At 63.3% G+C, this 24268-nt stretch carries 18 protein-coding genes; 3 read left to right on the top strand and 15 right to left on the bottom strand.

Annotation, left to right across the window (positions count from 1 at the left end; genetic code table 11):
• Positions 1-41: 41 nt before the first annotated feature.
• From NCT32_RS28945 to NCT32_RS28915, 7 genes are all read right to left on the bottom strand, one after another.
• Entirely contained in the window at positions 42-1061 is a 1020-nt protein-coding gene (locus NCT32_RS28945; protein WP_061119542.1) for a hypothetical protein, read from the bottom strand.
• Positions 1061-2224 carry a glycosyltransferase family 4 protein gene (locus tag NCT32_RS28940; protein ID WP_061119541.1) on the bottom strand — a complete coding sequence of 388 codons (1164 nt, stop codon included), beginning with the start codon at positions 2222-2224 and terminating at the stop codon, positions 1061-1063. Before NCT32_RS28940 ends, NCT32_RS28945 begins: the two co-directional genes overlap by 1 nt.
• Positions 2225-2234: 10 nt before the next feature.
• Positions 2235-3404 carry a glycosyltransferase family 4 protein gene (locus NCT32_RS28935; RefSeq protein WP_061119540.1) on the bottom strand — a complete coding sequence of 390 codons (1170 nt, stop codon included), beginning with the start codon at positions 3402-3404 and terminating at the stop codon, positions 2235-2237.
• Entirely contained in the window at positions 3401-4474 is a 1074-nt protein-coding gene (locus NCT32_RS28930; RefSeq protein ID WP_061119539.1) for an SDR family oxidoreductase, read from the bottom strand. Before NCT32_RS28930 ends, NCT32_RS28935 begins: the two co-directional genes overlap by 4 nt.
• Positions 4467-5678 (bottom strand): glycosyltransferase family 4 protein, encoded by a 1212-nt coding sequence (locus NCT32_RS28925; RefSeq protein ID WP_061119585.1) that lies wholly within the window; start codon positions 5676-5678, stop codon positions 4467-4469. Before NCT32_RS28925 ends, NCT32_RS28930 begins: the two co-directional genes overlap by 8 nt.
• A gap of 117 nt (positions 5679-5795) precedes the next feature.
• Complete coding sequence (tviB, locus tag NCT32_RS28920; protein WP_061119538.1) at positions 5796-7073, bottom strand: Vi polysaccharide biosynthesis UDP-N-acetylglucosamine C-6 dehydrogenase TviB; 1278 nt, start codon at positions 7071-7073, stop codon at positions 5796-5798.
• 94 nt (positions 7074-7167) lie between these two features.
• A complete protein-coding gene (locus tag NCT32_RS28915) occupies positions 7168-9408 on the bottom strand; it encodes a polysaccharide biosynthesis tyrosine autokinase (protein ID WP_061119537.1) in 2241 nt (746 codons plus the stop codon).
• 780 nt (positions 9409-10188) lie between these two features.
• Here NCT32_RS28915 and NCT32_RS28910 point away from each other — a divergent pair.
• Positions 10189-11313, top strand: a complete 1125-nt coding sequence (locus NCT32_RS28910) for a glycosyltransferase (RefSeq protein WP_061119536.1) — start codon at positions 10189-10191, stop codon at positions 11311-11313.
• Between the two features lie 496 nt (positions 11314-11809).
• Here NCT32_RS28910 and asnB read toward each other — a convergent pair whose 3' ends face one another.
• The 7 genes from asnB to NCT32_RS28880 form a co-directional block, all read right to left on the bottom strand.
• On the bottom strand, positions 11810-13831 hold the full coding sequence (gene asnB, locus NCT32_RS28905) for an asparagine synthase (glutamine-hydrolyzing) (protein WP_250478076.1): 2022 nt from the start codon (positions 13829-13831) through the stop codon (positions 11810-11812).
• A 46-nt stretch (positions 13832-13877) separates the two neighbouring features.
• Positions 13878-15011, bottom strand: coding sequence for a glycosyltransferase (locus NCT32_RS28900; RefSeq protein WP_061119534.1), 1134 nt, complete (start codon positions 15009-15011; stop codon positions 13878-13880).
• 271 nt (positions 15012-15282) lie between these two features.
• The gene (locus NCT32_RS28895) at positions 15283-16641 is read right to left on the bottom strand and encodes a hypothetical protein (protein WP_061119533.1); all 1359 of its coding nucleotides are present in this window, start codon (positions 16639-16641) and stop codon (positions 15283-15285) included.
• A 331-nt stretch (positions 16642-16972) separates the two neighbouring features.
• Positions 16973-17161 (bottom strand): hypothetical protein, encoded by a 189-nt coding sequence (locus NCT32_RS28890; protein WP_143756365.1) that lies wholly within the window; start codon positions 17159-17161, stop codon positions 16973-16975.
• Between the two features lie 464 nt (positions 17162-17625).
• Complete coding sequence (locus NCT32_RS37340; protein WP_284502443.1) at positions 17626-17754, bottom strand: hypothetical protein; 129 nt, start codon at positions 17752-17754, stop codon at positions 17626-17628.
• Between the two features lie 204 nt (positions 17755-17958).
• The gene (locus NCT32_RS28885; RefSeq protein ID WP_250478075.1) at positions 17959-18387 is read right to left on the bottom strand and encodes an NUDIX domain-containing protein; all 429 of its coding nucleotides are present in this window, start codon (positions 18385-18387) and stop codon (positions 17959-17961) included.
• 304 nt (positions 18388-18691) lie between these two features.
• Positions 18692-20806 carry a phosphocholine-specific phospholipase C gene (locus NCT32_RS28880; RefSeq protein ID WP_061119532.1) on the bottom strand — a complete coding sequence of 705 codons (2115 nt, stop codon included), beginning with the start codon at positions 20804-20806 and terminating at the stop codon, positions 18692-18694.
• Positions 20807-20960: 154 nt separating this feature from the next.
• On the opposite strand from NCT32_RS28880, the gene NCT32_RS37335 reads away from it, so the two are divergent.
• Together NCT32_RS37335 and NCT32_RS28875 are read left to right on the top strand one after the other, a co-directional pair.
• Entirely contained in the window at positions 20961-21086 is a 126-nt protein-coding gene (locus NCT32_RS37335) for a hypothetical protein (protein WP_284502442.1), read from the top strand.
• A gap of 168 nt (positions 21087-21254) precedes the next feature.
• Complete coding sequence (locus NCT32_RS28875; RefSeq protein ID WP_409219315.1) at positions 21255-22520, top strand: YbfB/YjiJ family MFS transporter; 1266 nt, start codon at positions 21255-21257, stop codon at positions 22518-22520.
• 53 nt (positions 22521-22573) lie between these two features.
• Here NCT32_RS28875 and NCT32_RS28870 read toward each other — a convergent pair whose 3' ends face one another.
• Positions 22574-23980, bottom strand: coding sequence for a replication initiation protein (locus tag NCT32_RS28870; protein ID WP_061119531.1), 1407 nt, complete (start codon positions 23978-23980; stop codon positions 22574-22576).
• Positions 23981-24268: the final 288 nt, after the last annotated feature.

The raw sequence follows: 24268 nt of genomic DNA, 5'->3' as shown, positions 1-24268 counted from the left end.
TGGCCTTTATACGCTTTAGTTATTGTCCGTGGGCGCGGCTGTCATGGCACGAGCCTCAGGTTGGTGACGACGATCTTCGGTCCCGCCTTGTCGTAATCGATGCTCTCGACGGTGGCAAGCCTCGGGCTGACCCACGTCGGCGAGTGGCTCGCGATCTGCCCGGACACCTTTCGTCCTTTCAGCTTGAGCGACGACACGGCGAACGCCGCATCGCTCGCGCCTTCGTCGCGATGATTCGTGATGCCGATATCGACATGCTTGGGCATCGGCCCCACGATCTCTTCCAGCCACACGATGATCCCGTAGCGGCACTTGCGCGTCGTCGGATTGACGATGCGGATGTTCTCGAGAATGTCCGCGTTGCTGTTCGGCTCCGCATCCATGCCCGCCTCCGGCTGCGTGCCGCCGATGTTCTCCCACAGCGGATTCTCGAACACGATATTGCGCCCGCTGATGATCGAGAGGCCCTGCCGGCGGCAGCGGTCCGCATGATGATTCACCACGCGGATGCCGCTGCTGTACTTGAACGGCACGTTGTAGCTGTTGGCGATATAGATGCCGTCGCCCCAGCACCCGACCGTCTTCGGCGAGACGAGCGTGACCTCCGTGCTGCCGGCGATGGAAAAACCCATGCCGTGGCCGTTTTCGCGCAGCTCGGGCTTCGCGGCGTTCAACTCCTTGCTGCCGTCCAGCACCGCGTTTTCGACGAGCACGTTGTTCACGTCCCAGATGCGAAACATCGAATAGAACGACGTGTCGTGCGGCAGCAGCTTGATCGACGCGCCCGGCGCGAATCGCACGTGACTGTCGCGGCGCAGATCGAGACCCTTTTCGTCGATGCGGCACTTGCCCGTGATCAGGAGCGTCTGGTCGACGGACCGGTCGATGGCCGTTTGCAGCGCGGCGCGGTCATTGGTCTTGCCATCGCCCTTGACGCCGAACGACTTGTCGGTGACGACATCGCGCCGTCCGGCCGCGCGCGCGCCGAGGCCGAGCGCACCCGATCCACCGGCGACGGCGCCCATCAGCAGCGAGTGGATCACGCGTCGCCTGTCGACCATTACGCTTTTTCTCCCGTGATGGTGCGCGGATACGCCGTGCTCTTGCCTTCGTCGCCACGCGTGCGCGCGCCGAGCTGCGCGAAGATGGCGTCCCACTGGCGCAGGATGGCCGGCGACGAATAGCGTTGCCGCACCGAGGCCGCCGCCTTGCGTCCGAGCTCGGCGCGCAGCGCGTCGTCCGACATCACGCGCCGCAGCGCATCGATGAGCGCGGACTTGTCGCCGGGCGGCACGAGCACGCCGTCCTCACCGTCGCGCGTCAGTTCGCGCGGGCCGCTCTTGCAGTCGAACGCGACGGTCGCCAGTCCGAGCGCCATGCCTTCGAGCATCGCCATCGGCAAGCCTTCATAGCGCGACGACAGCACGAACGCGTCCGAGCGCGCCATTTCTTCCCAGGGACTCGTAGTCTTGCCCGGCATCAGCACGCGCTCGCCCATCTGCAAGCGGGCGACCTGCGCTTCGAGCGCCGCGCGCTCCGGGCCTTCGCCCCAGATCCACAAGTCCCAGTCTGGAAACTCGGGCGCGAGCGTCGCGAACACGTCGATCAGCAAGTCGAACTGCTTCTGCGTGTTCAGACGCCCCACCGCGACGAGCCGCTTGCGCGCACTCTTCTCGACGGTCTCGGGCTGCAACAGCAATAGTTCGTCCGGCAGCGGATTGGGCACCACCTCGATGCGCTTCACGCGCGGCACCATCTTCCTGAACGATGCCTCCATGTTGTCCGTGAGCAGCGTGAGCAGATCCGCGCTCGGATAGACGAAGCGGCACATCTGGCTCATGAGCTGCGAGCGGCCATCGGCGGAAGGGTCGATGTGCTCGCACGCGATCACCGGAACGCCGAGCCCGCGGGTGGCGAGAATCGTCGTGATGTTCACGTTCGAGAGAAACGACACGACGACATCCGGCGCGCTCTCGCGGATGAGCGCGCGCAATGCGCGGAACCGCGCGGGATATTGCAGCATGCGCGCGCCGGCCTTCACGCGATCGGCGAGAAAGATGCAGCGCACGTTCTCCGCGAGCGGATAGAAGCACGCGCCGCGGCCGCTGTACGTGATGACGAGCGTCACGGTGTCGCCGCGTTGCGCCCACGCATTGACGAGCGAAGCCGCGACGCGCTCGGCGCCGCCGCTTCCCATCGAACTGACGACGAGCATGATTTTCATGGGCGGCTCCTCATCGCTCGGCAACGGGAACGCGCAGGTCCGCCGCGCGCCGCGGAACCTTCACGCCGGACTCTTCGAACACTTCCTGCCACAGCGCGATGGTCTTCGGCAGCGCGAAGGTCTCGTTGACCGATGTCGCGCACAACGCCATGCGATGACGCTCGGCGTCGTCCCTCATCAGCGTTTCGAGCGACTTCGCGAGCGCGGCCGCATCGCCCACCGGATTCACGAGCAGGCCGTTCGTGCCGTGCGTGACGATCACGCGCGGGCCGGAATCGCAGTCGTAGCTGACGGCCGCGCAGCCGCTCGCCATCGCTTCGACGAGCGTCATCGAGAAGCCTTCGAAGTGCGAGCTCAGCACGTAGAGATCCGCGCGTTCGTACCAGTCCGCCACGTTGCCGGCGCGGCCCGGCAGGAACACGCGGCCGCGCAGCCTTGCCTCCTCTAGGCGCCGCTCGAGACTCGCGCGCGCCAGGCCTTCCCCGACGATCACGAGATCCCATTGCGGCAGCGCGCCGGCGATTTTCCTGAACGCGTCGATGAGACTGTCGAAGCCCTTTTCAGGCGACAGCCGTCCGACCGCGAGCAACACGCGGCGCTCGTCACCGACGACGCTGCGCGGCTCGATGACCGGATTCGTCCGCGCGATCGGCAGCGTGAACGGCGGCGGAATCACCTTGACGTCGGTGCAACGGCAATGCGTTTCGATCCATTCGCGGGTTTCGTCGGTGAGCGCGACGACCTTGTCCGCGAAGCGGTACGTCAGCAGCCGCAGACGCTCCCAGAACGGCGTGAGCGGTGCGCGCGGCGGATGCGTGTGCTCGCTCGCGATGATCTTGTAGGGCAGGCCGATGCCCGCGAGAACGGCGAGCACGTTGGCGGTCGCCATGACGCCGAGCGCAACCGTCGGCTTCGTCTCACGCAGCACCTTGCGGAAGGCGAGGACGCGCTTCAGGTTCGCCATCACCGTTCGCAGCATGCCGCCGCCTTCGACGCCGCCCGCGAGTCCGAGCTCGATGCGCTTCACGCGCGGATGGAACGGATAGACGTCGCCCTCACCGGCCGTCAGCGTGACGACGGTCACTTCCCAGCCGAGCGCCGCCCACTCGTTCGCGAGATTGGCGGTGACGCGCTCCGCGCCGCCGCCGTGCATCGAGTAGATGAAAACGACGATCTTCATGCGGGCCTCGCCGCCATGTCGGCTTCCGCCGGCACGAGCCGCCGCTCGGAAAGGAAGCGGATGTACCACGGCATCGCGATCGCGAGCCCGTCCGCAAGCGCAATGGCGTTCGCGTAGCCCAGCAACTGCGCGGCCTTGTCGACGTTGGCCTGCGAATGGCGCACGTCGCCGGCGCGGAACGGCGCGTACACCGGGCTGCCGTCGTTCGGCACGCCGTTCTCGGCGAGCACGCGCTTCAGCGCGTCGTACAGCTGATTGAGCGTCGTGCGATCGCCGACCGCGACGTTGTAGACCTGGTTGCGCGCCGCCGCGTCGGACAGCGCCGCGAGGATGTTCATCTGCACGACGTTATCGATAAAGCAGAAGTCGCGGCTCGTTTCGCCGTCGCCGTTGATGGTCACCTGCTCGTCGTCGATGAGCGCGGCCGTCCACTTCGGAATCACGGCCGCATACGCGCCGTCCGGGTCCTGACGCTTGCCGAAGACATTGAAGTAACGCAGGCCGATGGCGTTCAGGCCATACGTGCGCGCAAACACCGATGCGTACAGCTCGTTCGCGTATTTCGTCACCGCGTACGGCGACAGCGGCTGGCCGATACGATCCTCGACTTTGGGCAAGCCCGGATGATCGCCATACGTCGAGCTCGACGCCGCGTAGGTAAAGCTCTCCACCTTCGCGTCGCGCGCGGCGACGAGCATGTTCAGAAAGCCGCTGATGTTGACTTCGTGCGTCGTGATCGGATCGTTCACGGAACGCGGCACCGAGCCGAGCGCGGCTTCGTGCAGCACGTGGGCGGCGCCCTTCACCGCGGCGCGGCAATCGTCGAGATTGCGGATGTCGCCCTCGATGAAGCTGAAACGGTTCCATTGCGCGGGGCTCACGAGCGAGCGCACTTCGTCCAGATTGCGCTGATGGCCCGTCGCGAAGTTGTCGAGCCCGACGACTTCCTGGTCGAGCTTGAGAAGCGCTTCGAGCAGGTTCGAGCCGATGAACCCGGCCACGCCGGTGATCAGCCACTTGCGCGGAGCGCGCGTCAGTTGCTGGCGGATCGATTCGTAACGATCAGACATGAAAGTCTCCAAGATTACCGACGGGCGCGGCATGTTCGCGGCGCTCGCCTTCGATCGCGATCGAGGGCACCAGCTCGCGATACACGGCCAGCGTCTTCTCGATGACGATGCGTTCGTCGAAATTCTTCAGTGCCTTTTCCCGCGCGGCGAGGCCGAGCTTTCTCGCGAGCGCGCGGTCGTCGTCGAGCTGGCGAATCGCGTCGGCGAGCGCGCGGGCGTCGCGCACCGGCACCTGCAAGCCATCCACACCCGACTCGCTGACCACTTCGCGGCAGCCCGGCGCATCGGTCGTGATGAGCGGCAGCGCGCAGCCGGCGGCTTCGATCAGCGCTTTCGGCAAGCCTTCGCGATAGCTCGGCAGCACCATTACATCCACTTCGGTGAAGAGTTTCGGCATGTCGCTCACATGGCCGAGCCATTCGACGAGCCCTTCCTTCACCCAGCCCTGCACCATCGCCGTGCTCACCGACGCCGGATTCCCGTCATCGGGCGAGCCCGCGAGAAGGAAGCGCACGGTGCGATTCTCGCGCCGCAACATGCGCGCCGCCTCGACGTATTCCTCGATACCCTTGTCCCACACGAGCCGCGCCGCCAGCAGGATGCGCAGCGGCTTGCCCGCGTCTTCGGCCGATTCCTCGCGCACCTTGAAGCGCGTCAGATCGACCCCCGATCCCTTGATGAGGCGGATCCCCTGCGTCTCGACGATGCGCGCGGCCTCGAACAGCTTGATGTCGTCCGGATTCTGCAGGACGAGAATGCTGTCGCGGCCGTTCAGCGCCGTGCGCATCACCTGGCGCACGACCGGCTTCAGGATACGCGCCTTGAGGTCGCGGCTCGTGAAGACGTAGCCCATGCCCGCGACCGCGTTCACGCGCGCGGGGACGCCGGCGAGCTTGCTCGCGAACGAGCCGTACACCGCGCTCTTGATCGTGAAGCCGTGCACGAGCTGCGGCTTTTCGCGCTGGAAGAAGCGCGCGAGCCACAGCACGAGCGCCAGTTCGCGAAGCGGATTCAGGCTGCGACGGTTCATCGGCACCGCGTGCCAGCGAAAACCGAGATCGCGCAGCTTCGGGCCGTACTCGCCGTCGGGTGACAACAGAATGACTTCGAAACCCGCATCGCGCAGTCTGCGAGCGAACGAAAGGCGAAAGTTATATAGATACCAATCGGTGTTGGCGTACAGAACTACCTTGGGCATCTTCATTGCGAACTCCGAACGTCCGGTTGACATCGCCGCGGGCAACCCCCGAATGTCGAGGGCCGAACCGCGGCGATGTTGTGCGACGGCCTGCATCGGCAGTCACGCCGATGCCACCGAGCCTCAGAGACGCATGTCGCTCGACTCGAGCGGCAGGATGTACTTGAGGTCGCACAGCACGTGCTTCGCCTTGCCGTATGCGTGGATGCCTTCCGCGCCTTCTTCGGCGAACTGCTGGTGCGCGACGGCGAGCACGATCGCGTCGTACGCGCCCTTGGCCGGCTGCTCGATCGGATCGATGCCGTACTCGTGCCGCGACTCTTCCTTCGACACCCACGGGTCGTACACATCGACCTGGACGCCGTATTCCTTGAGGTCGGCGATGATGTCGACCACGCGCGTATTGCGCAGGTCCGGGCAGTTTTCCTTGAAGGTGAGGCCCATGATGAGCACGCGCGCACCGGAGATGGCGATATCGCGCTTGGTCATCGTCTTCACGAGTTGCGAGACGACGTAATTGCCCATGCTGTCGTTCAGACGCCGCCCCGCGAGAATGATCTCCGGGTGGTAGCCGATCGCCTGCGCCTTGTGCGTCAGGTAGTACGGGTCTACGCCGATGCAGTGGCCGCCGACGAGGCCCGGGCGGAACGGGATGAAGTTCCACTTCGTGCCGGCCGCGAGCAGCACGGATTCGGTATCGATATTCATCTTGTTGAAGATGATCGAGAGTTCATTGATGAGCGCGATGTTGACGTCGCGCTGCGTGTTCTCGATCACCTTGGCCGCCTCGGCGACGCGGATGCTGCTCGCCTTGTGCGTGCCCGCGGTAATGATGCCGCGATACAGCTCGTCGACGAAGTCGGCCACTTCGGGCGTCGAGCCGGACGTGACCTTCTTGATGTCCGGCAGACGGTGCGACTTGTCGCCCGGGTTGATCCGCTCCGGGCTGTAGCCGACGAAGAAGTCCTCGTTGAATTTCAGGCCCGACATCTTCTCGAGCACGGGCACGCATTCTTCCTCGGTCGCGCCGGGATAAACCGTCGATTCATAAATGACGACATCGCCCTTCTTCAGCACGCTGCCGATGGTCGTCGATGCACCGATCAGCGGCGAGAGGTCCGGACGCTTGTAGTGATCGATCGGCGTCGGCACGGTGGCGATGAAGACGGTGCAGCTGCGCAAGTCTTCGACTTCGGCGCTGTATTGCATGAACGTCGCGGAGGCCAGCTCGGCATCGTCGACTTCGAGCGTCACGTCGCGGCCTTCGCGCAGCGCGTTGATGCGCGCGCGGTTGATATCGAAGCCCACGACGGGATGACGCTTTCCAAATTCAACGGCGAGCGGCAGGCCGACATAGCCCAGGCCCACGATGCCGAGTTTCAACTCATGCGGCGAGAACATATTCACTTCTCCTCGTTATACGACTCAGGACGTTTGTTTAGTACTACTTTTTGATTCGGGGTCCGGCAGGAGCGCATGCCGGATGAGTCAGCCTCTAGTCAGCCTTCTCGGCCTTGTAGGCAGCGTAGGCGTAGCCGCCGTACTGACGCGCCTGGGCGTAGTTGCCGTAATGCACCTTGAAGCCGTTGAGCAGTACGCCGGTGACGCTTGCGCCCGACTGTTCAAGCCGCTTCACGGACTCCGAGATTTCCCCGGAGCGCGTATCCCCATAACGCGCGACCAGGAAGATCGAACCCGCGACGGGCGCCATGATCGCCGTGTCGGACACCGCCAGGATCGCCGGCGCGTCGAGCAGCACGATGTCGTATTGCTCCGATGCGCGGCTCACCGATTCCGTGAACGCGTTCGACAGGAGCAGCTCGGCCGGGTCCGGCGGATAGAAGCCGCACTGCACGAAGTCGAGGTTGTTCAGCACCGAGCGATGCACGGTCTCTTCGAGCGTGCTGGAGCCGTTGACGATATCGACGAGCCCCTTGCCGCGCGGCAGGCCGAAGTACTGGTTCAGGTGGCCGCGGCGCAGGTCGCAATCGACGAGCAGCACGCGCTTGCCGCCGGCCGCGAGCAGCGTCGCGAGATTCGCCGACACGAACGACTTGCCGATACCCGGCAGCGGGCCCGCCAGCATCACGACGTTGTTCGGCGCATCCATCAACGCGTAGTGGAGGGAGGAGCGCATCATGCGCAGGCCTTCCACGGCCGGGTCCGTCGGGTAACGCGAGGCGAGCGCGAGCTGTTCGGGCCGCTTGTCGGCGATGCGCTTCGCGAGTTCCTTCTGGCGTTCGCTGTCCGGAATCGTCGCGAATACCGAAAGACCCGTCTTCGATTCCAGTTCCTTCGGGTCGAGCACGCCCTTGAACAGGAAGTCGCGAGCGAAGGCGAGCACGATGCCGATGAAGAGTCCGAGGCCTGCTGCGATCACGAGCACCAGCGCCTTGACCGGCTTGACGGGACGCTCGGGCACTTCGGCGCGGTCGAGCAGTTCCACGGTCGGCACGCGGCCGGCCCTGATCAGGCGCATCGTTTCGATGTTGTTGCGCAACGCCGAATACACATCGGTGCTCACGCGCACGTCGCGTTGCAGGCGAAGCGCGCCCTGCTCGGCTGCCGGCATCGCCTTGACGCGCGCTGCGAGGTCGTTGATGTACTTCTCGGTCGCCGCAATCTGCTGGTCGATCACCACCACGCTCGGATGCGACGGCGAGAAGTGAACTGCCAGGTCCGAACGGCGGCGCTTCAGGTCGAGCAACTGGGCGTCCGCCTGCGAAGCCTGCTGCATGACGATGCGGCCTTCTTCGTCCGGATTGAACAGCGTGCGGCTGTTGCGATAGGCGTTGTAGTTGTCCTCGGCCGTTTCCATCTGACGTTTCGCGTCGGGCAACTGCTGCTCGAGATACTCGAGCGACTTCGCGGCGTTGATCCCGCGGCGATCGGCGTTTTGCCGGACGTACATCTGCGAGAGTTCGTTGATGATCGCCGCCACGAGCACCGGATCCTTGCCTTCCAGCGACGTGCTGATCACGCCCGACTTGTTGCCCTGCTCGGCGATCGTCAGCGAGTTCTGCAGCCGGTCGATGGCGGACGTGCGCGAATTACGCGTGAGATCGAATTCGACGCCCTTCTCGCCGTGAATGAAGCCGACGAGCAGCGAGATCGGGCCCGCTTCCGTGTCGAAGCGCTGCACGGTGCCGACCTGGCCGCCGACGCCCGTTTCGACGCCCGGACCGCGAACCTGATACTGGCCGTTGCCGAGATAGCGCAGCGTGTATTCCTTGCCTTCGAACTTCTTCGGCACGTCGAACGCGGACACGTCGATCGATTCGGCGCCCCAGGCGTAGCCGCCACGGCCGAAGAGACCCGGCGTCGACGTTTCGTCGTTCATGCGCGCGACCATCCCGCCGATCAGCGGGAAGCGATGCGGCGCGGCCTGGATATACAGCTTGAGGGCATCGACGACGGGTCCGAGCACGAACTTGGAGCCGATGACCTGGATCTCGCCTTCGGCCGTCGCCCGCTGGTCGAACATCGCGGCAGCGGTTCTTACCATGTCGCGTGAATCGGTCGGCGGCGCGGCGGTCGAGTCGTCGACGCGGACCAGCATGCCGGCCTGGTAAATCGGCGCGGAGAAATACGCGTACACCACCCCGATGCTGAAGACGACCGCCACGGTCGTCGCGATCATCTTCCAGTGACGGCCCAGCGTTTCGAGAATCGACGTGAGCTCGATCTCTTTGTCGGTCTCGGCCGTTACGGCTGACGCCTGATTTTTAACTTTCATGGAACGTCTCGTTACAGGCTCTTATGGGACCGGCGCGACATGCGCACCGGATGCGGATCGAAACACTTGCAGCGCGCCCAAAGGGGCGCAAACACTATTTCCTTATTCTTGAATTCAGGTCGACATTCGGAGCCGTTAAAATCCCGCCCCGGCATTGCAGTCGTATTGAAACACACGACTCAAAAAAAGAGAAATTCCAACAGACGATTTTTGTTGTTTAACGAACCTTTCAACGCGATCGAGTGTTCTATAACCCACTTTTAAGAATTTATTGAGTATGCGGGCCATTTGAGCAAATCGGAAGCTATCACAACGCGTATTGCTGTATGCGCGCCACCGCACATATAATCGCTTTTAATCGAACTGCTAATTTTATGAAGAAAGCCGGTTTAGCCGGGGTTCGATTTGCGGACATTTTTCGCCTGCCGCCGTGGTTCTTTTAGCCTATGCTAGGCGTAGAGACGACCTGACGGCCTTTTGCCGCGGCAAAACGTACCGGCCCCACGAAGAAAATGCGCCCGAAAGTGGGCTTGCGCACCGACGACGCACGATTTCTCTAAAGCGATTTTTTAAGTCCGTTATATGAAAATCGTGTTTTAACGGGATTTTAAAAGCCGGTTTGTATGAATAATCGGGGGAAGTCCCGATATAATCCCGATAGGCTCGGTTTCACACATTAAAGCGCCATAAATGCGTGGACAATGGCGGGGGTTGTACCTACCATACGTTTTCGGGTTTTGATATTCGAAAAGAGATGCGCCCTCTTCGTGAGTGAAAAAAATGTTAAACCTTGCGCTTGGCTTCATCAGTTCTTTCTGCATGACGCTACTTATAGTTCGATTCGCGGGACGCTACGGGGCGCTTTCCCTGGATCACGATTTGAACGGGGTTCAAAAGAATCATTCTCATCCGGTGCCGAGAATCGGCGGCATCGCGCTGATGGTTGCGGCCTGCGTGACCTTTCCCATCGCCGCGATTTTCGGGGGTAATCCGCGTGAGGAGTCCCTGCTGCTGCTGCTCTGTGCGGCGCCGGCATTTGCGAGTGGCGTGATCGAGGATCTGACCAAGCGCGTGAGTGTTCGTGCACGCCTTCTCAGTGCGATGCTCGCGGCGCTCCTGGGCGCGTTCCTGCTCAACGGCGTGGTCAGCCGCGTGGACCTTCCGCTCGTCGATCCGATTCTCTCCGTCGCGCCCATCGCGATCGGCCTGACGGTGCTCGCGGTCGCGGGCCTCACCAATGCGGTCAACATCATCGACGGTTTCAACGGGCTCGCCGCAGTCGTGGCGATTCTGATCTTCGGTTCGATCGGCTATGTCGCGCATGAAGTCGGCGACCTGCTCGTGATGAGCACCGCGCTCACGATGATCGGTGCGATCGGCGGCTTTGCGATCTGGAACTATCCCGCGGCGTCGATTTTTCTCGGTGACGGCGGTGCGTACTTCATCGGCTTCACGATCGCGGAGCTGCTCGTGCTGCTGGTCGCCCGCCACCCGAGCGTCTGCGCGTGGTATGCCATGGTCGTGGCGATCTATCCGCTCTTCGAAACGCTGTTCTCGATCTACCGCCGCAGGATCGTGCGCGGCCGGCCGGTCGGCGCGCCCGATGGCATCCACCTGCATACGCTGATTTTCAAGCGTATCGTGCGCAAAGGCTCCGACCCGCGTCAGCGTCAGCGCAGAAACGCGCGGACGTCGCCGTATCTGTGGGTGCTGAGCATGATCGGCATCGTGCCGGCCTCGCTCTTCTGGCACAACCCGGTGGTGCTCGCGGTGACCGCGGTCGTGTTCGCCGTCGCGTATGTCTGGCTGTACACCGCGATCGTCCGGTTCAAGACGCCGCGCTGGCTGGTGGGCAGCAGACAGCCCGTCGTTCCCCGCGCCGTTCCCGAGCAGCATCACAAGTAGGCGTGCAATTCCGGGCGCGAGGCGCGCCGGAGAATGGCAGAAAGACGAAAGGCCCTGGTCGATCAGACCGGGGCCTTTTGCTTTGGCGGTGCCCTCGTGAGCCGAGCGTCGACCACGCTCTTCGTGGATTCTCTCAACGGGAAACGGGGGAATCGGGCGCGTCGATCGCAGGCGTTCGCGCACGAACAAAAGGCCGTTCGTCATCCGGCCGGGGCCTGACAGATTCGGCGATGGCGTAACCACGCCCTGCCCATGTTCGCCCTTGATGAAACGGGGAGAATCAGGCGCGTCGATCGCGGGCGTGTGCGCGCAAGGAGACGCCCGTGCCGATGCCGTAATCGGCAGCGCATCGGCTACGCCTGCCCATATTTGCCCATCATGAAACCGGGAGAAGATCGCAGGCGTGTGCGCCCAGGCAAAAGGCCCTGGTCCGGTAGACCAGGGCCTTTCGTCATGGATGTCGTCACGCGCGGCGCGCATGCGCCGCGCAACGATATCAGCTCTCCATGCCAGCGAGATCGGCCGCAGGCGACGTGAACAGCGGGATCGACGAAGCATGCTGATGCTCGAGCCACTGCTGGAACATCAGCACGTTCCACAACTGCCGGTGCCAGTTCTGCTCGCCCGACAGATGCTGCTGCCATTTCGCCCGCACGATCGTCGGATCGAAGAAGCCCTCGCGACGCAGCCGCGATGCGTCGAGCAGCGCTTCGGCCCAGTCGCGCAGCTCGCCGCGCAGCCAGTGCGTGATCGGCACGCCGAAGCCCTGCTTGGGCCGCTCGATCATCGCGCGCGGCACATGACGATAAAGCACCTGGCGCAGCGCCCATTTGGTTTGTCCGTCGCGCACCTTCATCGACTGCGGCAGGCGCCACGCGAACTCCACGACACGATGATCGAGGAACGGCACGCGCGTTTCGAGCGAGACGCCCATCGCGGCGCGATCGACCTTCGTGAGAATGTCGTCGGGCAGATAGGTGATCATGTCGAGCGCCATCATGCGCTGCACGTCGTCGAGGCCGGTGAAGGCCGGCGCGTTGCCGGTCATCAGCGTCGGCGGCTGGTGACCGCCGATCACGAGCGCGGCCGGGTCGTTCCATTGCGACATCAGGTGCAGATAAACCTCGTCGCGCGACTGGCACGACAGCAGTTGCGCGCCCTTGTGCAGCTTGTCGCCGACTTTCACGCCGCGCAGCGACGACGGCAGAATCGGTTCCATCAGCCCCGCCATGCTGTTCCAGCGCTTCGGCGATATCCCGACGATGCCCGATGCCGCCAGCTTGCGCAGCGCCGCTGGCAGCACCGTCATCTTGTCCCACATGTCGGGTGCGGTCCGGTAGCGCTGATAGCCGCAGAAGAGCTCGTCGCCGGCGTCGCCGGACAGCGAGACCGTCACGTGTTGCCTGGCGAGCTGCGACACGAGGAACGTCGGTATCTGCGACGAATCGGCGAACGGTTCGTCGTAGAGTTCGGGCAGACGCGGAATGACGTCGAGCGCCTCACGCGCCGTCACGTACAACTCCGTATGGTCGGTGCCGAGATGCGCCGAGACGGCCTTCGCGAGCTTCGCTTCGTCGAAGTCGCTTTCGTTGAAGCCGATCGTGAACGTCTTCACCGGACGCGACGATTGCTTCTGCATCAGCGCGACGATGGTCGACGAGTCCACGCCGCCCGAGAGGAACGCGCCGAGCGGCACGTCGGAGAGCATCTGCTGGCGGATCGCATCGCTCAGCAGGTGCTCGAGTTCGTCGACGGCGTCCTCCGGGCTGCCCGCGAAGCCGCGTGCCGCACCGTTGACGGCCGCCTCGACGCCGGACCAGTACGGCCAGATGCGCGGCTCACGCCGTTCGAGCGACACGGTGAGCATCTTGCCCGGTTCAAGCTTGTAGATGCCTTCGAAGATGGAATACGGCGCCGGCACGCAACCGTGACGGATCTGCAGCGTCAGCGCGCCGCGATCGACGTTGTTCTCGAACGCGGGATGCTCGCGCAGCCCCTTGAGCTCGGAGCCGAACACGAACGCGGCTTCTTCGCCCTGTCCCTGCCAGCCGTAGTAAAGGGGTTTTTCGCCGATCCGGTCGCGCGCGAGCGTGAGCTGGCATTCCTGCCGGTCCCACACGGCGAACGCGAACATGCCGACCGCGCGTTCGATGGTCGCCTGAATGCCCCACGCATCGAAGCCGGCCATCAATGTTTCGGTATCCGAACTTCCGCGCCAGACAGGCGCGCGCTGCGTGTCCTCGAGCTCATCGCGCAGATCGAGATGGTTATAGATCTCGCCATTGAAGACGATGACATAACGGCCGCTGCCCGATGACATCGGCTGATGCCCCGCCGACGAGAGATCCTGAATCGCCAGCCGGCGATGGCCGAGCGCGATGCCGCGCAGATCATCGGTCCACTCGCCCGCGTCGTCGGGTCCGCGATAGGCGATGGCGAGCGCCATCTTCCTGACCGTTGTCTTCGAGTCGCCCGGGCCGATGCCGCGACCACCCAGAAAGCCGACGATACCGCACATGTTCGTTCTCCTTAAGTTGCGGCCAGAGGCCACGCTTATGCGATGCTCACTTTTCTTCGACGAGCCGCAGGTAGATATCTTCGAAACGCTCGCGCGCGCGCATCATCGTGAATTCGGCATGGATGCGCGCTTTCGCCATCTGGCCGAGACGGATGCGCTCGTCGGGTGTCATGTCGACGACGCGGGACAGTCCGGCCGCGAGCGCGTCGGTGTTTTCCTTCGCGACAACCACGCCCGTATTGGCGACGAGCATGGCCGCATCGCCGACATCGGTGACGACGCATGGCAGCGCCATCGCCATTGCCTCGCCGACCACGTTCGGAAAGCCCTCCGTGCGCGACGAAAGGCAGAACACGTCCATCGCCGACAGGCACGCGGGCACGTCGCGCCGCTCGCCGAGCAGCACGAAGCGCGACGCGAATCCCGTCTGCGCGATCCAGTCGGCGAGCTCGCGATTGTTCGCGTCGAGATCGCGCCCGACCATCATGAAACGCACGTCGGGATGGCGCGCGGCCAGGATGCCTGCCGCGCGCACGAAATTCTGATGATCCTTCACCGGATGGAAACGCCCCAGGATGCCGACGACGACCGTGCCATCGCCGAATCCGCATTGCTGGCGGATCGCGGCGCGTTGCTCGGGCGTCGCGGCAAGGCGTGCGACATCGAATCCGTTCGGCACGACCATCATGCGGCTCGCGTCATAGCCGACCAATACGTGCGCCCGGCGCGATGCCTCGGCCGCGCACACGATCGCCTGCGGCACGGAGTACGACAGCCACGCGCAGACCTTGCGCAGCAGCACGGTCACGCGCGAGCCGCCCGATCTGACGTCGGTGGTGCGCACGCCCCAGACGATGCGCTTGTGCGCCGCGAGCCGTCCCGCGAGTCCGCCGAGAAAGTCGGCGTGATACATCCACGTCTGAATGATGTCGGGGCGTACTGCGCGAATCAGTTTCACGAGTTGCCACAGCGCGCGCGGAAAGCCGAGCGGCGAACGCATGCCGAGGCTATGCACGTCGATGCCGCGAGCGGCAAGTTCCTCACCGACCTTGCCGGTCGTCGTGAGCGAGCAGACGACGTGACGAAACCGCGGATCTTCGATGTGCGACTCGATGAGTCGCTGGAGCATGCGTTCAGCGCCGTCCGCATTGAGCGCAACGATGACATGGAGAAGCTTCATGGTCCCGGCTGCCGTTTTTCTACGATGGGCCCGTCCCCAGGCAACCGACGCGCGCGCCGCTGGCGGAGATGCTGGTGCTGTGACGGGTGTTTTATGGCGATGGGCTGCCTCGCCGGAGGACCTGCGTGACGCGCGCTAAAGACAAACGCGCGATGCGGCTTCCAGTCTCCGATGAATCACCAATGTAAGCCGGCGCCGTGGCACGCACTGTGCGACGTGCCACACGCCGGTTCTCTTGCCCGTGCGCAGCCGCCGACGGGCGCCTGTCGCGTCATGCGCGCCTCATCGGCCCGCGCCAGGGATTCCACTTGCGAAGCTGCGTCTTCAGATCGATGACGGTGATCCCGCCGACTGCATTCCACGTGTGAAGTCCCTGGTGGCCGCGCGGCGGCGTGCGAATCGACACGGTCCGCTCGGCATACGTCGTGGTCGTGAGTTCGGTGATCTCGCGGAACGTCAGCGCGGCGCCATATTCGCGCTCGCAATTCTGCGCGGGACGAATCAGGCGGTTCTGCGCGTCCTTGAACAGGTTGCCGGCCATGCGGGCGAGACGGCAGTCGGAGACGACCGGGTTCATCGGATGCGCGGTCCATTCGCCGAACGGGCTATCCGAATAGAAGATCGACAGTTCGTCCCAGTTCGATCCGCCCTCTTCGGTGATGCTCGTGAACATCCACCAGGTCTTGCCGTCGTGATGGAGCGTCGTATCGGCGGCGACGACATCGCGCATGATCACCTTGTGCAGCGCCCAGTCGGTCGGGAATGAAGCGGCCCGATACATCTCGATCGTGCGATTGCCGCAGGTCTCCGGAATCATGAAGACCTCGCCTTCGTGCTCGAAGAGAAACGGGTACGACAGGTGATAGCTCTTGTCGAGCACGACGCGCGGCGTCTCCTGCCATGTCTGCTTGACCGGATCGAACGCAATATGGCTGATCGTCCCGCGGTTCGTGTCGTAGGGAAGGCTCTCGAAGAACAGATGGTAGTCGCCGTTCTTGCCGCGCCAGAGGAACGGGTCGGCGTGAAATTGCGACGTCATGCCGGGAAGCGTGACCCAGTTGCGGCTTTCGTCACCGTCGACACTGCTCCCCGCGCGCAACTCGGAGGGCGTGTCGGTGCGACGGTACGCCAGCACCCAGTGTCCGCGCTGCACCAGCAGCTTGAGCGGCTGATTCAGCACCTTGCGGCCGAGATGCCGCAACGCGAAGCACGCCGACGTGAGAGCCGAAAGTCGCGCCGGCTGCGCCTTCGCCTTGACGAGCGGAAAGTCACGCGGCGACGAAGCGGACTCCAGACGCTTCTGCGCCCGCCCGACGAGAACGGCGACACGCCGCAGGCTCGTCTGAAGCGACTTCAGGAAGAAGAGCTTCTCCGGTATCGCGACATACGACTCCGCCAGCAGACGCATTTCGTCCGACTCGGGCGACTTCCAAACAACCTGGATATGCGGCGTTCGGCATTGGAGCAGCGCTTTCCACAGCGCTTCGATGTTCTCACAGCCGTCGTACAAGACCATGATCGGTGCACGGACAAGAGAGCGGCTCTGCGGAGTCTCGTCCGAGTCACCATAGAGCCGCTTTTCGACGCGCGTCCACCATTCAAGCACGGAAGGATATGCGGGTTGCGCCATTTCTTTTCCCTCAGACAGCAGCCATTCGCCAGTCGACCCGATGCAGGTCTTTAGCTAAACGCTTAACTGTCTTTATATGTGTTGTGGTCCGGCGCTTTTGAAATGATGAACAGTCCATTTCATGCGTGTGCCGGCGAAGAAAGACTAGAGTCTGGGGAAAGCGCGTGCGGTGCGTTATCGCACAGTTGCGAGAGCTAATTAATGCGAGGGATTTGAACGGATGTGCCGAAAATATGGCACTGCTTCATGATCGGCAGGCTGGTGGCGGCTGTGTCAGCCGGCTCGGGAGGGTACGCTAAGCTGTTGGCGGATCAGGAAAATTTGGCGTCGATCAGGGCTCGTCGCGGCGCACGGCGACTTCGCGCCTGCGATACCAGGTCGGCCGCTTGTGGCCGTGCTTGCTCGTTTCATTTGCCTTATGTTTGGCAAAAGGCGAAAAGATAATTTCGATCACGGCCAGCAATGCAAGACCGATTATTGCGAAAAAAACAATTGCGCCTATGACACCGACTACTGACATGCTTCCTCCGCGCTCATACGCGTTGAATCAAGCATTTGATAAAACCCGTGACTGAAAGTTTTGACCGAATGAACTTTGATTTATCGACGATTATATCACATCTCAAATTCGCCGATTTCCGGCATGCGAACTGTAGGCATGATTTTCGGATGCATCCGACGCGCGCAAATCCCTGAACAAAGGGGTGAAAGCAGGTCTGTTCGATCGACCGTCGACGCGCGCCGCGCCCGGCGGCACTTGGCCCTTGCCCCGCCGGGCCTGGCATCGTCGCGCCGCCGGAGCAAAGGGCGTCCGCGATAATGGAATTATGATGCATCGCTCATTATCACTGTCGTCTGGTTATAGAAAGACAGCATTTCGCATTCGAATGCCTTCAACTGAAATTCGACGTTTCATGGACAGCCGGCTCATCGATTTGACCGACAATTAAACGGTCATTCGGCGGTCTGAAAGAAAGCGCCGTGTTACGCGAGCCGTTCTTTCTCTGCGGGTTTGTCGGATGGCGTCAAGAGAATGTCCGCAACGGCCAATAAGGAAAGGCCGACGACGGCCACGAATCCGACGGTTCCGGCAAACATGCTGACGAGCTTCATGGTTTCCTCCGCCAATCAGGGGCGAATGCTTCCGTTGCTCAATGGCAGGTGCGGGCGCTCGACCTTCGCTCGAGCGCCCGCAACCGTTCAAACGGTAGCATAGGCCCAACGTCGCCGAAAAAGTATTCATTTCGCAGCGAAGTACGCGCCTGCGTGGTTTGCGCAGACAAGAAATACAGTTAGCTGGAAACAAGCCGAAGCGACTTAGCGGCCGCGCCTCCCAAAACCGGCCGCGGCCTCCTGCTCCACCCCACCGTTGCTCCACGCGTGCCGCGTGGACTCACGGCCGCCGCCCATTGCGCGCGTCAGGATCGCCCGGGTGCCCGGAGTCGCGCTGACATGCGCGAGCTGATGCGCCTCCACCCAAAATAGCTCATGGAATCTGGCTCCGGCTTTCGGCCGCAGATGGACGTCGTCCGGTATCGCGATGCGAAAGACATGATGCAGATGATGCGCCGATGCCTGCTGAAACAGAAAAGCGGCGGCGCTCGCCTGCACCCCGGTGTCTTCGTGCAGCGCTCGGATCGCCGCAATAATCGTCAGTTCGTCGAATGCCACCGCGCCGCCCGGCAGCAACCACGGTCCGCCGCGTTCCCGGACCAGCAGTACTGACTGGTGACGAACCAGCAGCACTGTTGCTCGTTCTCTCATCCCCGTCTCTCCGTGTTGCACCCCAATTCGTTGTTGGATTCGATGGTGCGATACGACGCGCGGCGTGCCATTTTGATTTCACCGTCGCGTCGAGCTCAAGCGTGAACTGGCGTGCACGCTCGATCTTCACAGGGTTCGTCGCGCTTCGCAATGCGTGATGTCCCACGTATGTGCGCTGCACGACGAGCCGCGATCGGAAAAAAGTCCCGCATGCGCGGGGTTGGGCATGAGAGTTCGCTGGTCGGCGTTGCCTACTGCGATAAGGAAGTCATTCTTGCGATCGAGATCATTCCCCGAGCGCGGGATCGCTCATGCTGTCGCGGCCGGTCTCGACGTGACCGGCGAGGCGGCGCAAGAATGCGCGATCGGTGTCGACCTTGACTTCGACGTCGTACCAGCCGTGCGCTTCGCGCAAATCGAGGTAGACCTGCTCGGTGTCGCCGCCCCGCACGCGTCGCGTGATCGTCTTCGAGGGATCGTACGCATTGGTCACGCTGAAGGTGCACGCGGCCGTTCCGCGATTCGCGAGCCGCAATTGCAGATTGCCGTTGGCGACGTCGTAACCTTCCGCGACATCGGGCGCGGCCTGCTCGCGCGACCACCAGCCGTGCGACTGCGCGCCCGCCTTGCCGGCGATCCGCCGGAGAAAGCCGTTCGGGCCGTGCACGACGAAATCGAAGCTGCCGTCCGGATTCGCCGCGACGCGGTCCGCGAGACGCTTGCGCGCTTCGACCGTGTAGGTGCGCGGCGCGTCCGCGCTCGCGTTGCGATAGAGCAGAAATACCGCGCCCGCGCTGCCCGTGTTGACGAAATCGAACGAGACGGTGTCCTTCGACGCATCCGCGCGCGTTCGCACGAACAGTTCGTAAGGCAACGCGCGCGCGGCGCGAACGCCCGGCTCCTGCTTCGGGATCGCCTGCGCGACGGGCGGAACAGGCACGTAGTCTGGATGCCGCAGCTTGTCGGGCGGAACGTAGCCGCTCGTGGCGGGCAGCGTGGGCGTCGCGGTGTTCGGATTGCGGAAGTCGAACGCGGATGTGAGATCGCCGCAAATCGCGCGGCGCCACGGCGAGATGTTCGGTTCGGCCAGGCCGTGCGCGCGGCCGAAGCGCTTCTGGATGAAGCGGATCACCGACGTGTGGTCGAAGGTTTCGGAGCACACCCAGCCGCCTTTCGACCACGGCGACACGACGAGCATCGGCACGCGCGCGCCGAGTCCATACGGGCCGCTCGCATATTTCGCGGTGCCCGGAAAGATCTCGCCGCCCGTATCGACGGTCGAAAGTCCGTTTGCGCTCGAAGTCGGCGGGAAAGGCGGAACGAGATGGTCGAAGAAACCGTCGTTTTCGTCGTAGTTGATGAGAAGCGCCGTCTTGCTCCACACATCCGGATTCGACGTGAGCACCTGCAAGACCTGATCGACGTACCAGGCGCCATAGTTCGCGGGCCAGTTCGGATGCTCGGAGAACGCTTCCGGGGCGACGATCCACGAGACCTGCGGCAGCGTGCCGGCTTGCACATCGCGCTTCAGAATCGCGAAGTAGTCGTCGCCGGCGGCCGCGTTCGTGCCGCGACGCGCCTTTTCGTACAGCGGACTGCCCGGCTGCGCGTTCTGATATTGCGTGAAGTAGAGCAGCGAGTTGTCGCCGTAGTTGCCGATGTACGCGTCGTCAGTCCAGCCCCACGCGTTTTTCGCGTCGAGCCCGGCGCCGATGTCCTGATAGATCTTCCAGGAGATGCCCGCGCGTTCGAGCACTTCGGGGAACGTGGACCAGCCGTAGCCGGCTTCCGCGTTGTCGACGACCGGACCGCCGCCCGCGCCGTCGTTGCCCAGGTAGCCCGTCCACATGTAGTAGCGGTTCGGATCGGTCGATGTGTTCGTCGAGCAGTGATAGGCGTCGCAGATCGTGAAGGCGTCGGCGAGCTGATAGTGGAACGGGATGTCGTCGCGTTGCAGGTACGCCATCGTCGTCGTGCCCTTGAACGGCACCCACTGATCGTACAGACCGCCGTGGAATGCGCCCTGCCCGCTCACCCAGTCGTGCGGCAAATCCTGCAGGAACTGCAGGCCGAGGTTCGACGCGCCGGGATGAAACGGCAGCACTTCGCCCGCGCCGGCCGCGATCGGCTGGTTGAAAACGGGCTTGCCATTCGGCAGCGTCACCGCGCTCTTGTCACCGAAACCGCGCACGCCGCGCAAGGTGCCGAAGTAATGATCGAACGACCGGTTTTCCTGCATGAGCACGACGATATGCTCGATGTCCTCGATCGATCCATGACGGTTGTTCGCGGGAATCGCGAGCGCCTGGCGAATGCCGAGCGGCATCACGTTGAGTGCGGCGGTCGCGCCTGCGGCCTCGACGGCCGCGCGCAGAAAGTCACGACGGTTCTTGTTTTTCATTCGTTTCGCGGGGGAAGTGAATAGGAAAGGTTAGTCCACTGTGTGCATCACCGGTGTTGCGAGCGGCTCCGATGCGGCCCGTGCCATGGCGGGTCGCGCGGCTTGAGCGGATGCGCCTCCTGTCGCCTGCTTCGCCCAGTCCTGAAGCTCGCTCGTGGCGGCTGTTTCGGACGGCTCGCTGCGCATGACGGCGACCGGTGACGGCGAATCCGCGTCCGGCTTGCTGCATCCGCAAACGATTGCGCTGACGCATACGGCGAAACAGGCCACGCTCACGTAGCGGCACGAGACGATCGACATCGGGTTCTCCGGCAGGGTCGCGCAGATCCATACAGCGCAGCGAAGCTTAGCCATGACGTGTGTAAGCAATGTGACCGGTCCGCGATACCATAGGCCGGCAGACCGACGACATGACAAGACGAATCGCCATCCATAGGACGACAAGAGCGTGAGACAGCGTGACGATGCGAGCGCAGACCTTCGCGAGAACAGCCCAGCCCCTTCCCGCGCGATCGTCTACGAGGCCGATCGCAGACACGCGCTCTTGCTCGCGGTGGCGTTGTCGCTCGGGAGCGCCATCGCGCTCGGGCTCGCGCGCTTTTCATACGCGCTCCTTCTGCCGCCGATGCGGCTCGACCTCGCGTGGAACTTCGCCCAGGCCGGCGCGATGAATACGGCGAACGCGTTCGGCTATCTGCTCGGCGCGCTCGCGTTCTCCCGATTGTCGATGCGCGTCGCGTCACGCACGCTGTTCATCGCTGGTTGCGCGCTCACCGCTTTGCTGATGGCGGCGAGCGGCGCAACGACCGCTACCGACGCCCTGCTCGTGCTGCGCGTCGCGACAGGCATCGGCAGCGCGCTCATCTTCGTGAGCGGCGGTGTGCTGGCCGCCCGGCTCGCATCGATGTCTCCGCGCGATGCGGGGCTCGTGATCGGCCTCTACTACGGCGGCACGGGCTGGGGAATCGTGATTTCGTCGCTGCTCGTTCCGGTCGCGGTCTTGCCCGTTGCGCACGGCTGGCGCTTCGCGTGGTTCGCGCTCGCCGCCGCCTGCGCCGCTTTTTCCGGCGTCGCGGTCTGGGCCGCGCGGCGGATCGAATCCGCGCATCCGCTTTCGTCGGCGCGCCACGGCACGGATGCCGTGTCCGGCGCACCTGTGCAACGGCGGCGTTTCGCGCTCGCGCTCGCCGGATATGGCTGCTTCGGCATCGGCTATATCGGCTACATGACGTTCATCGTCGCCCTGCTTCGCAACGCGGGCATGAGCGCGGCTGTGGTGAGCGGCTTCTATATCCTTCTGGGTGTAGCGACGGTGGTATCGGCGCGGATGTGGTCCGGGCTACTCGATCGCATGCGCGGCGGCCAGGCGCTGGCGATCCTCAACGGGCTGCTCGCCGCGGCGACGCTCATCCCCGCGATGCTCGTGCATCCGTTGGCGGCATTCATTTCGGGCACGCTGTTCGGTGCGACGTTCCTGTCGGCGGTGGCGTCGACGACGGCATTCGTGCGGCACAATCTGCCCGCGAATCAGTGGCCGACCGGCATCAACGCATTCACGATCGTGTTCGCGCTGGGGCAGATCGTCGGGCCGGTGGTGATCGGGCGGGTGTCGGATAGCGCGGGGCTGACGCGCGGCCTCGTTTATTCCGCGCTCGTGCTGGCGGCGGGCGCGGTGCTCGCGGGTTGTCAGAAACCGCTGAAGCGGCCTGGATGACGGGGTAGTTGGATACTACGAATTGCGGATCATCTCGCAGCGCCTCGTACGAATCAGATCCGGCTGCCCGCGCGCGCCTTCTTCAGCTTCGCGTAGACATGCGCACAGAACGCATCGGCGACCACGCGATTGACGGTGAGAATGTTGTCGGCGCTGACGCTTTCGCGTGAAAGACCCTGTTTCTCGATGAGCCGCTGCGGAATCAACTGGCTTACGAACGAATGGCAAAGCTCCTTGCGCGACGGAGCGTCGACCGATTCGAAATACTCGCGGCCGGCCCGGATCTCTTCGCTCATCTTGGCCTTCGCCGTGTCGTTCTGGACCTGGATGCTGGCTTCGAGGTGCGCCTTCACCGTATCGCGCGAACGGCGGTCTTTCTTGTCGTCCTCGAGTTGCTTCGCCTTGATCGACGCCATCTTTCGATCCGCATCGCCGATCCGGTAGTTTCCCTCCAGCGCCTTGAACAGATAGCCGCGGGGACTGACCGTCACCTTGCCCTCGTTGAGCTTGAAACGCGTGTATTCGATGGCCTGCTCGAGCCGCTCGTCGGTCCAGACGTCGCGGCGCTTGGCGAGGCGCTCGAAGTCGGGCGTATCGAAGGCGAACTCGTTGTGCAACAGGAGATACATCGAATCCTGAATGCCGGCGCGGGCGGCATCCGCGCCCTGCTTCTTCGTGAAGCGAAACCGGATTTTCAGCTTGTCCGCGGTAACGCGTTCGGCATTGGGCTCCCAGCTGACATCGAAATCCGAGACATCGTTGAGCTGGTCGATCGCGGGCTCGAGGAAGCGCTTCTTGAACTCTTTCACTTCCTTGCGCGACTCGCCGACCTTTCCCGGCCACTCCAGCACGTCTTCGAATGCGAACCACTCGGTCACGCCGTGGCCTTCGCATGGGATGAGGCGGTCGTAGATTGCCCGGGCGAGCGAAAGCGAAAACGCCGTCGATGCCCGCAGGCTCAGCCAGTGCGCCTTGTACGGACTGATCAGATACTTGATGACGCGTCCCGCAAGCAGGATGCAAACGACGTTGCGCTCGATGTAGCAATCACCCAGCAGACTGATGGTGCCCCACGAGTCCTTTTCGGTCAGTTCTTCGATCGACGGGGCCGTCATGATTTCGACACGAGCCCGCGCCGCAGATCGCATCTGGGCGATCAGATGGCTGTGGTTGCGGCTGTCATACCGCATCAACCATTTGAAGTAGTTGATGTCGGCCGTGAACGTGTACACCTTGTCGTCGATGAGCTCTTCAGGTGCTTTGGTCGCGACGATGAAGTACGCCGCATCGAGCACGCGCCGCGCGGCAATGCCCAAGCCGCCGACCCGCGTGAAGATGTTGTTGCGCAGGAAACCAATGTCCCGTGTCGATTCGCAGATCGCCGAGCCTTGCGCGGACATGTCTTCGTAGATGTCCAGTGCCAACTGCTTCGGCGTGACAGTGAGGTCTTGGTTTTCCATGCTTCCGATTCGGCTTCGATCCCCGGCACTCTATCAGGCGAGCAAGGGGTGTCAACACAAAAACCACCCCGCGCGATTCACGAGCCTAGCCGCACAAAAACCGCCCCGATCGCTGGACTCGATCACAATTTCCGCCCCGGTCGACACAATTTCCGCTCCCATGAGCCCAATTTGCGGAGCATCCAGCACAAAAACCGTCCCGTGCTTCACAAAAAGCGTCCCTATCCACAGGGACGGTCGTTGATTTTTAAGCAAAATGAGGGTCTTTGTTTGTTGGTGGGTGGGTCT

This window comes from Caballeronia sp. INML2 (assembly GCF_023631365.1).
Taxonomy (GTDB): Bacteria; Pseudomonadota; Gammaproteobacteria; order Burkholderiales; family Burkholderiaceae; genus Caballeronia; species Caballeronia turbans.
Note: the sequence above shows the minus strand (reverse complement) of the source record. Positions and strands in the feature narration are given on the sequence as shown.

What these genes read in the sequence shown, in the direction of transcription:
- NCT32_RS28935 (WP_061119540.1), bottom strand. Translation starts at nt 3,404, where the DNA reads ATGAAGATCGTCGTTTTCATCTACTCGATGCACGGCGGCGGCGCGGAG.
- NCT32_RS28945 (WP_061119542.1), bottom strand. Translation starts at nt 1,061, where the DNA reads ATGGTCGACAGGCGACGCGTGATCCACTCGCTGCTGATGGGCGCCGTC.
- NCT32_RS37340 (WP_284502443.1), bottom strand. Translation starts at nt 17,754, where the DNA reads ATGAAGCTCGTCAGCATGTTTGCCGGAACCGTCGGATTCGTGGCCGTC.
- tviB (WP_061119538.1), bottom strand. Translation starts at nt 7,073, where the DNA reads ATGTTCTCGCCGCATGAGTTGAAACTCGGCATCGTGGGCCTGGGCTAT.
- NCT32_RS28890 (WP_143756365.1), bottom strand. Translation starts at nt 17,161, where the DNA reads ATGTCAGTAGTCGGTGTCATAGGCGCAATTGTTTTTTTCGCAATAATC.
- NCT32_RS28915 (WP_061119537.1), bottom strand. Translation starts at nt 9,408, where the DNA reads ATGAAAGTTAAAAATCAGGCGTCAGCCGTAACGGCCGAGACCGACAAA.
- asnB (WP_250478076.1), bottom strand. Translation starts at nt 13,831, where the DNA reads ATGTGCGGTATCGTCGGCTTTCTGGGTGGTCGCGGCATCGGCCCGGGC.
- NCT32_RS28940 (WP_061119541.1), bottom strand. Translation starts at nt 2,224, where the DNA reads ATGAAAATCATGCTCGTCGTCAGTTCGATGGGAAGCGGCGGCGCCGAG.
- NCT32_RS28925 (WP_061119585.1), bottom strand. Translation starts at nt 5,678, where the DNA reads ATGAAGATGCCCAAGGTAGTTCTGTACGCCAACACCGATTGGTATCTA.
- NCT32_RS28930 (WP_061119539.1), bottom strand. Translation starts at nt 4,474, where the DNA reads ATGTCTGATCGTTACGAATCGATCCGCCAGCAACTGACGCGCGCTCCG.
- NCT32_RS28870 (WP_061119531.1), bottom strand. Translation starts at nt 23,980, where the DNA reads ATGGAAAACCAAGACCTCACTGTCACGCCGAAGCAGTTGGCACTGGAC.
- NCT32_RS28910 (WP_061119536.1), top strand. Translation starts at nt 10,189, where the DNA reads ATGTTAAACCTTGCGCTTGGCTTCATCAGTTCTTTCTGCATGACGCTA.
- NCT32_RS28895 (WP_061119533.1), bottom strand. Translation starts at nt 16,641, where the DNA reads ATGGCGCAACCCGCATATCCTTCCGTGCTTGAATGGTGGACGCGCGTC.
- NCT32_RS28900 (WP_061119534.1), bottom strand. Translation starts at nt 15,011, where the DNA reads ATGAAGCTTCTCCATGTCATCGTTGCGCTCAATGCGGACGGCGCTGAA.
- NCT32_RS28880 (WP_061119532.1), bottom strand. Translation starts at nt 20,806, where the DNA reads ATGAAAAACAAGAACCGTCGTGACTTTCTGCGCGCGGCCGTCGAGGCC.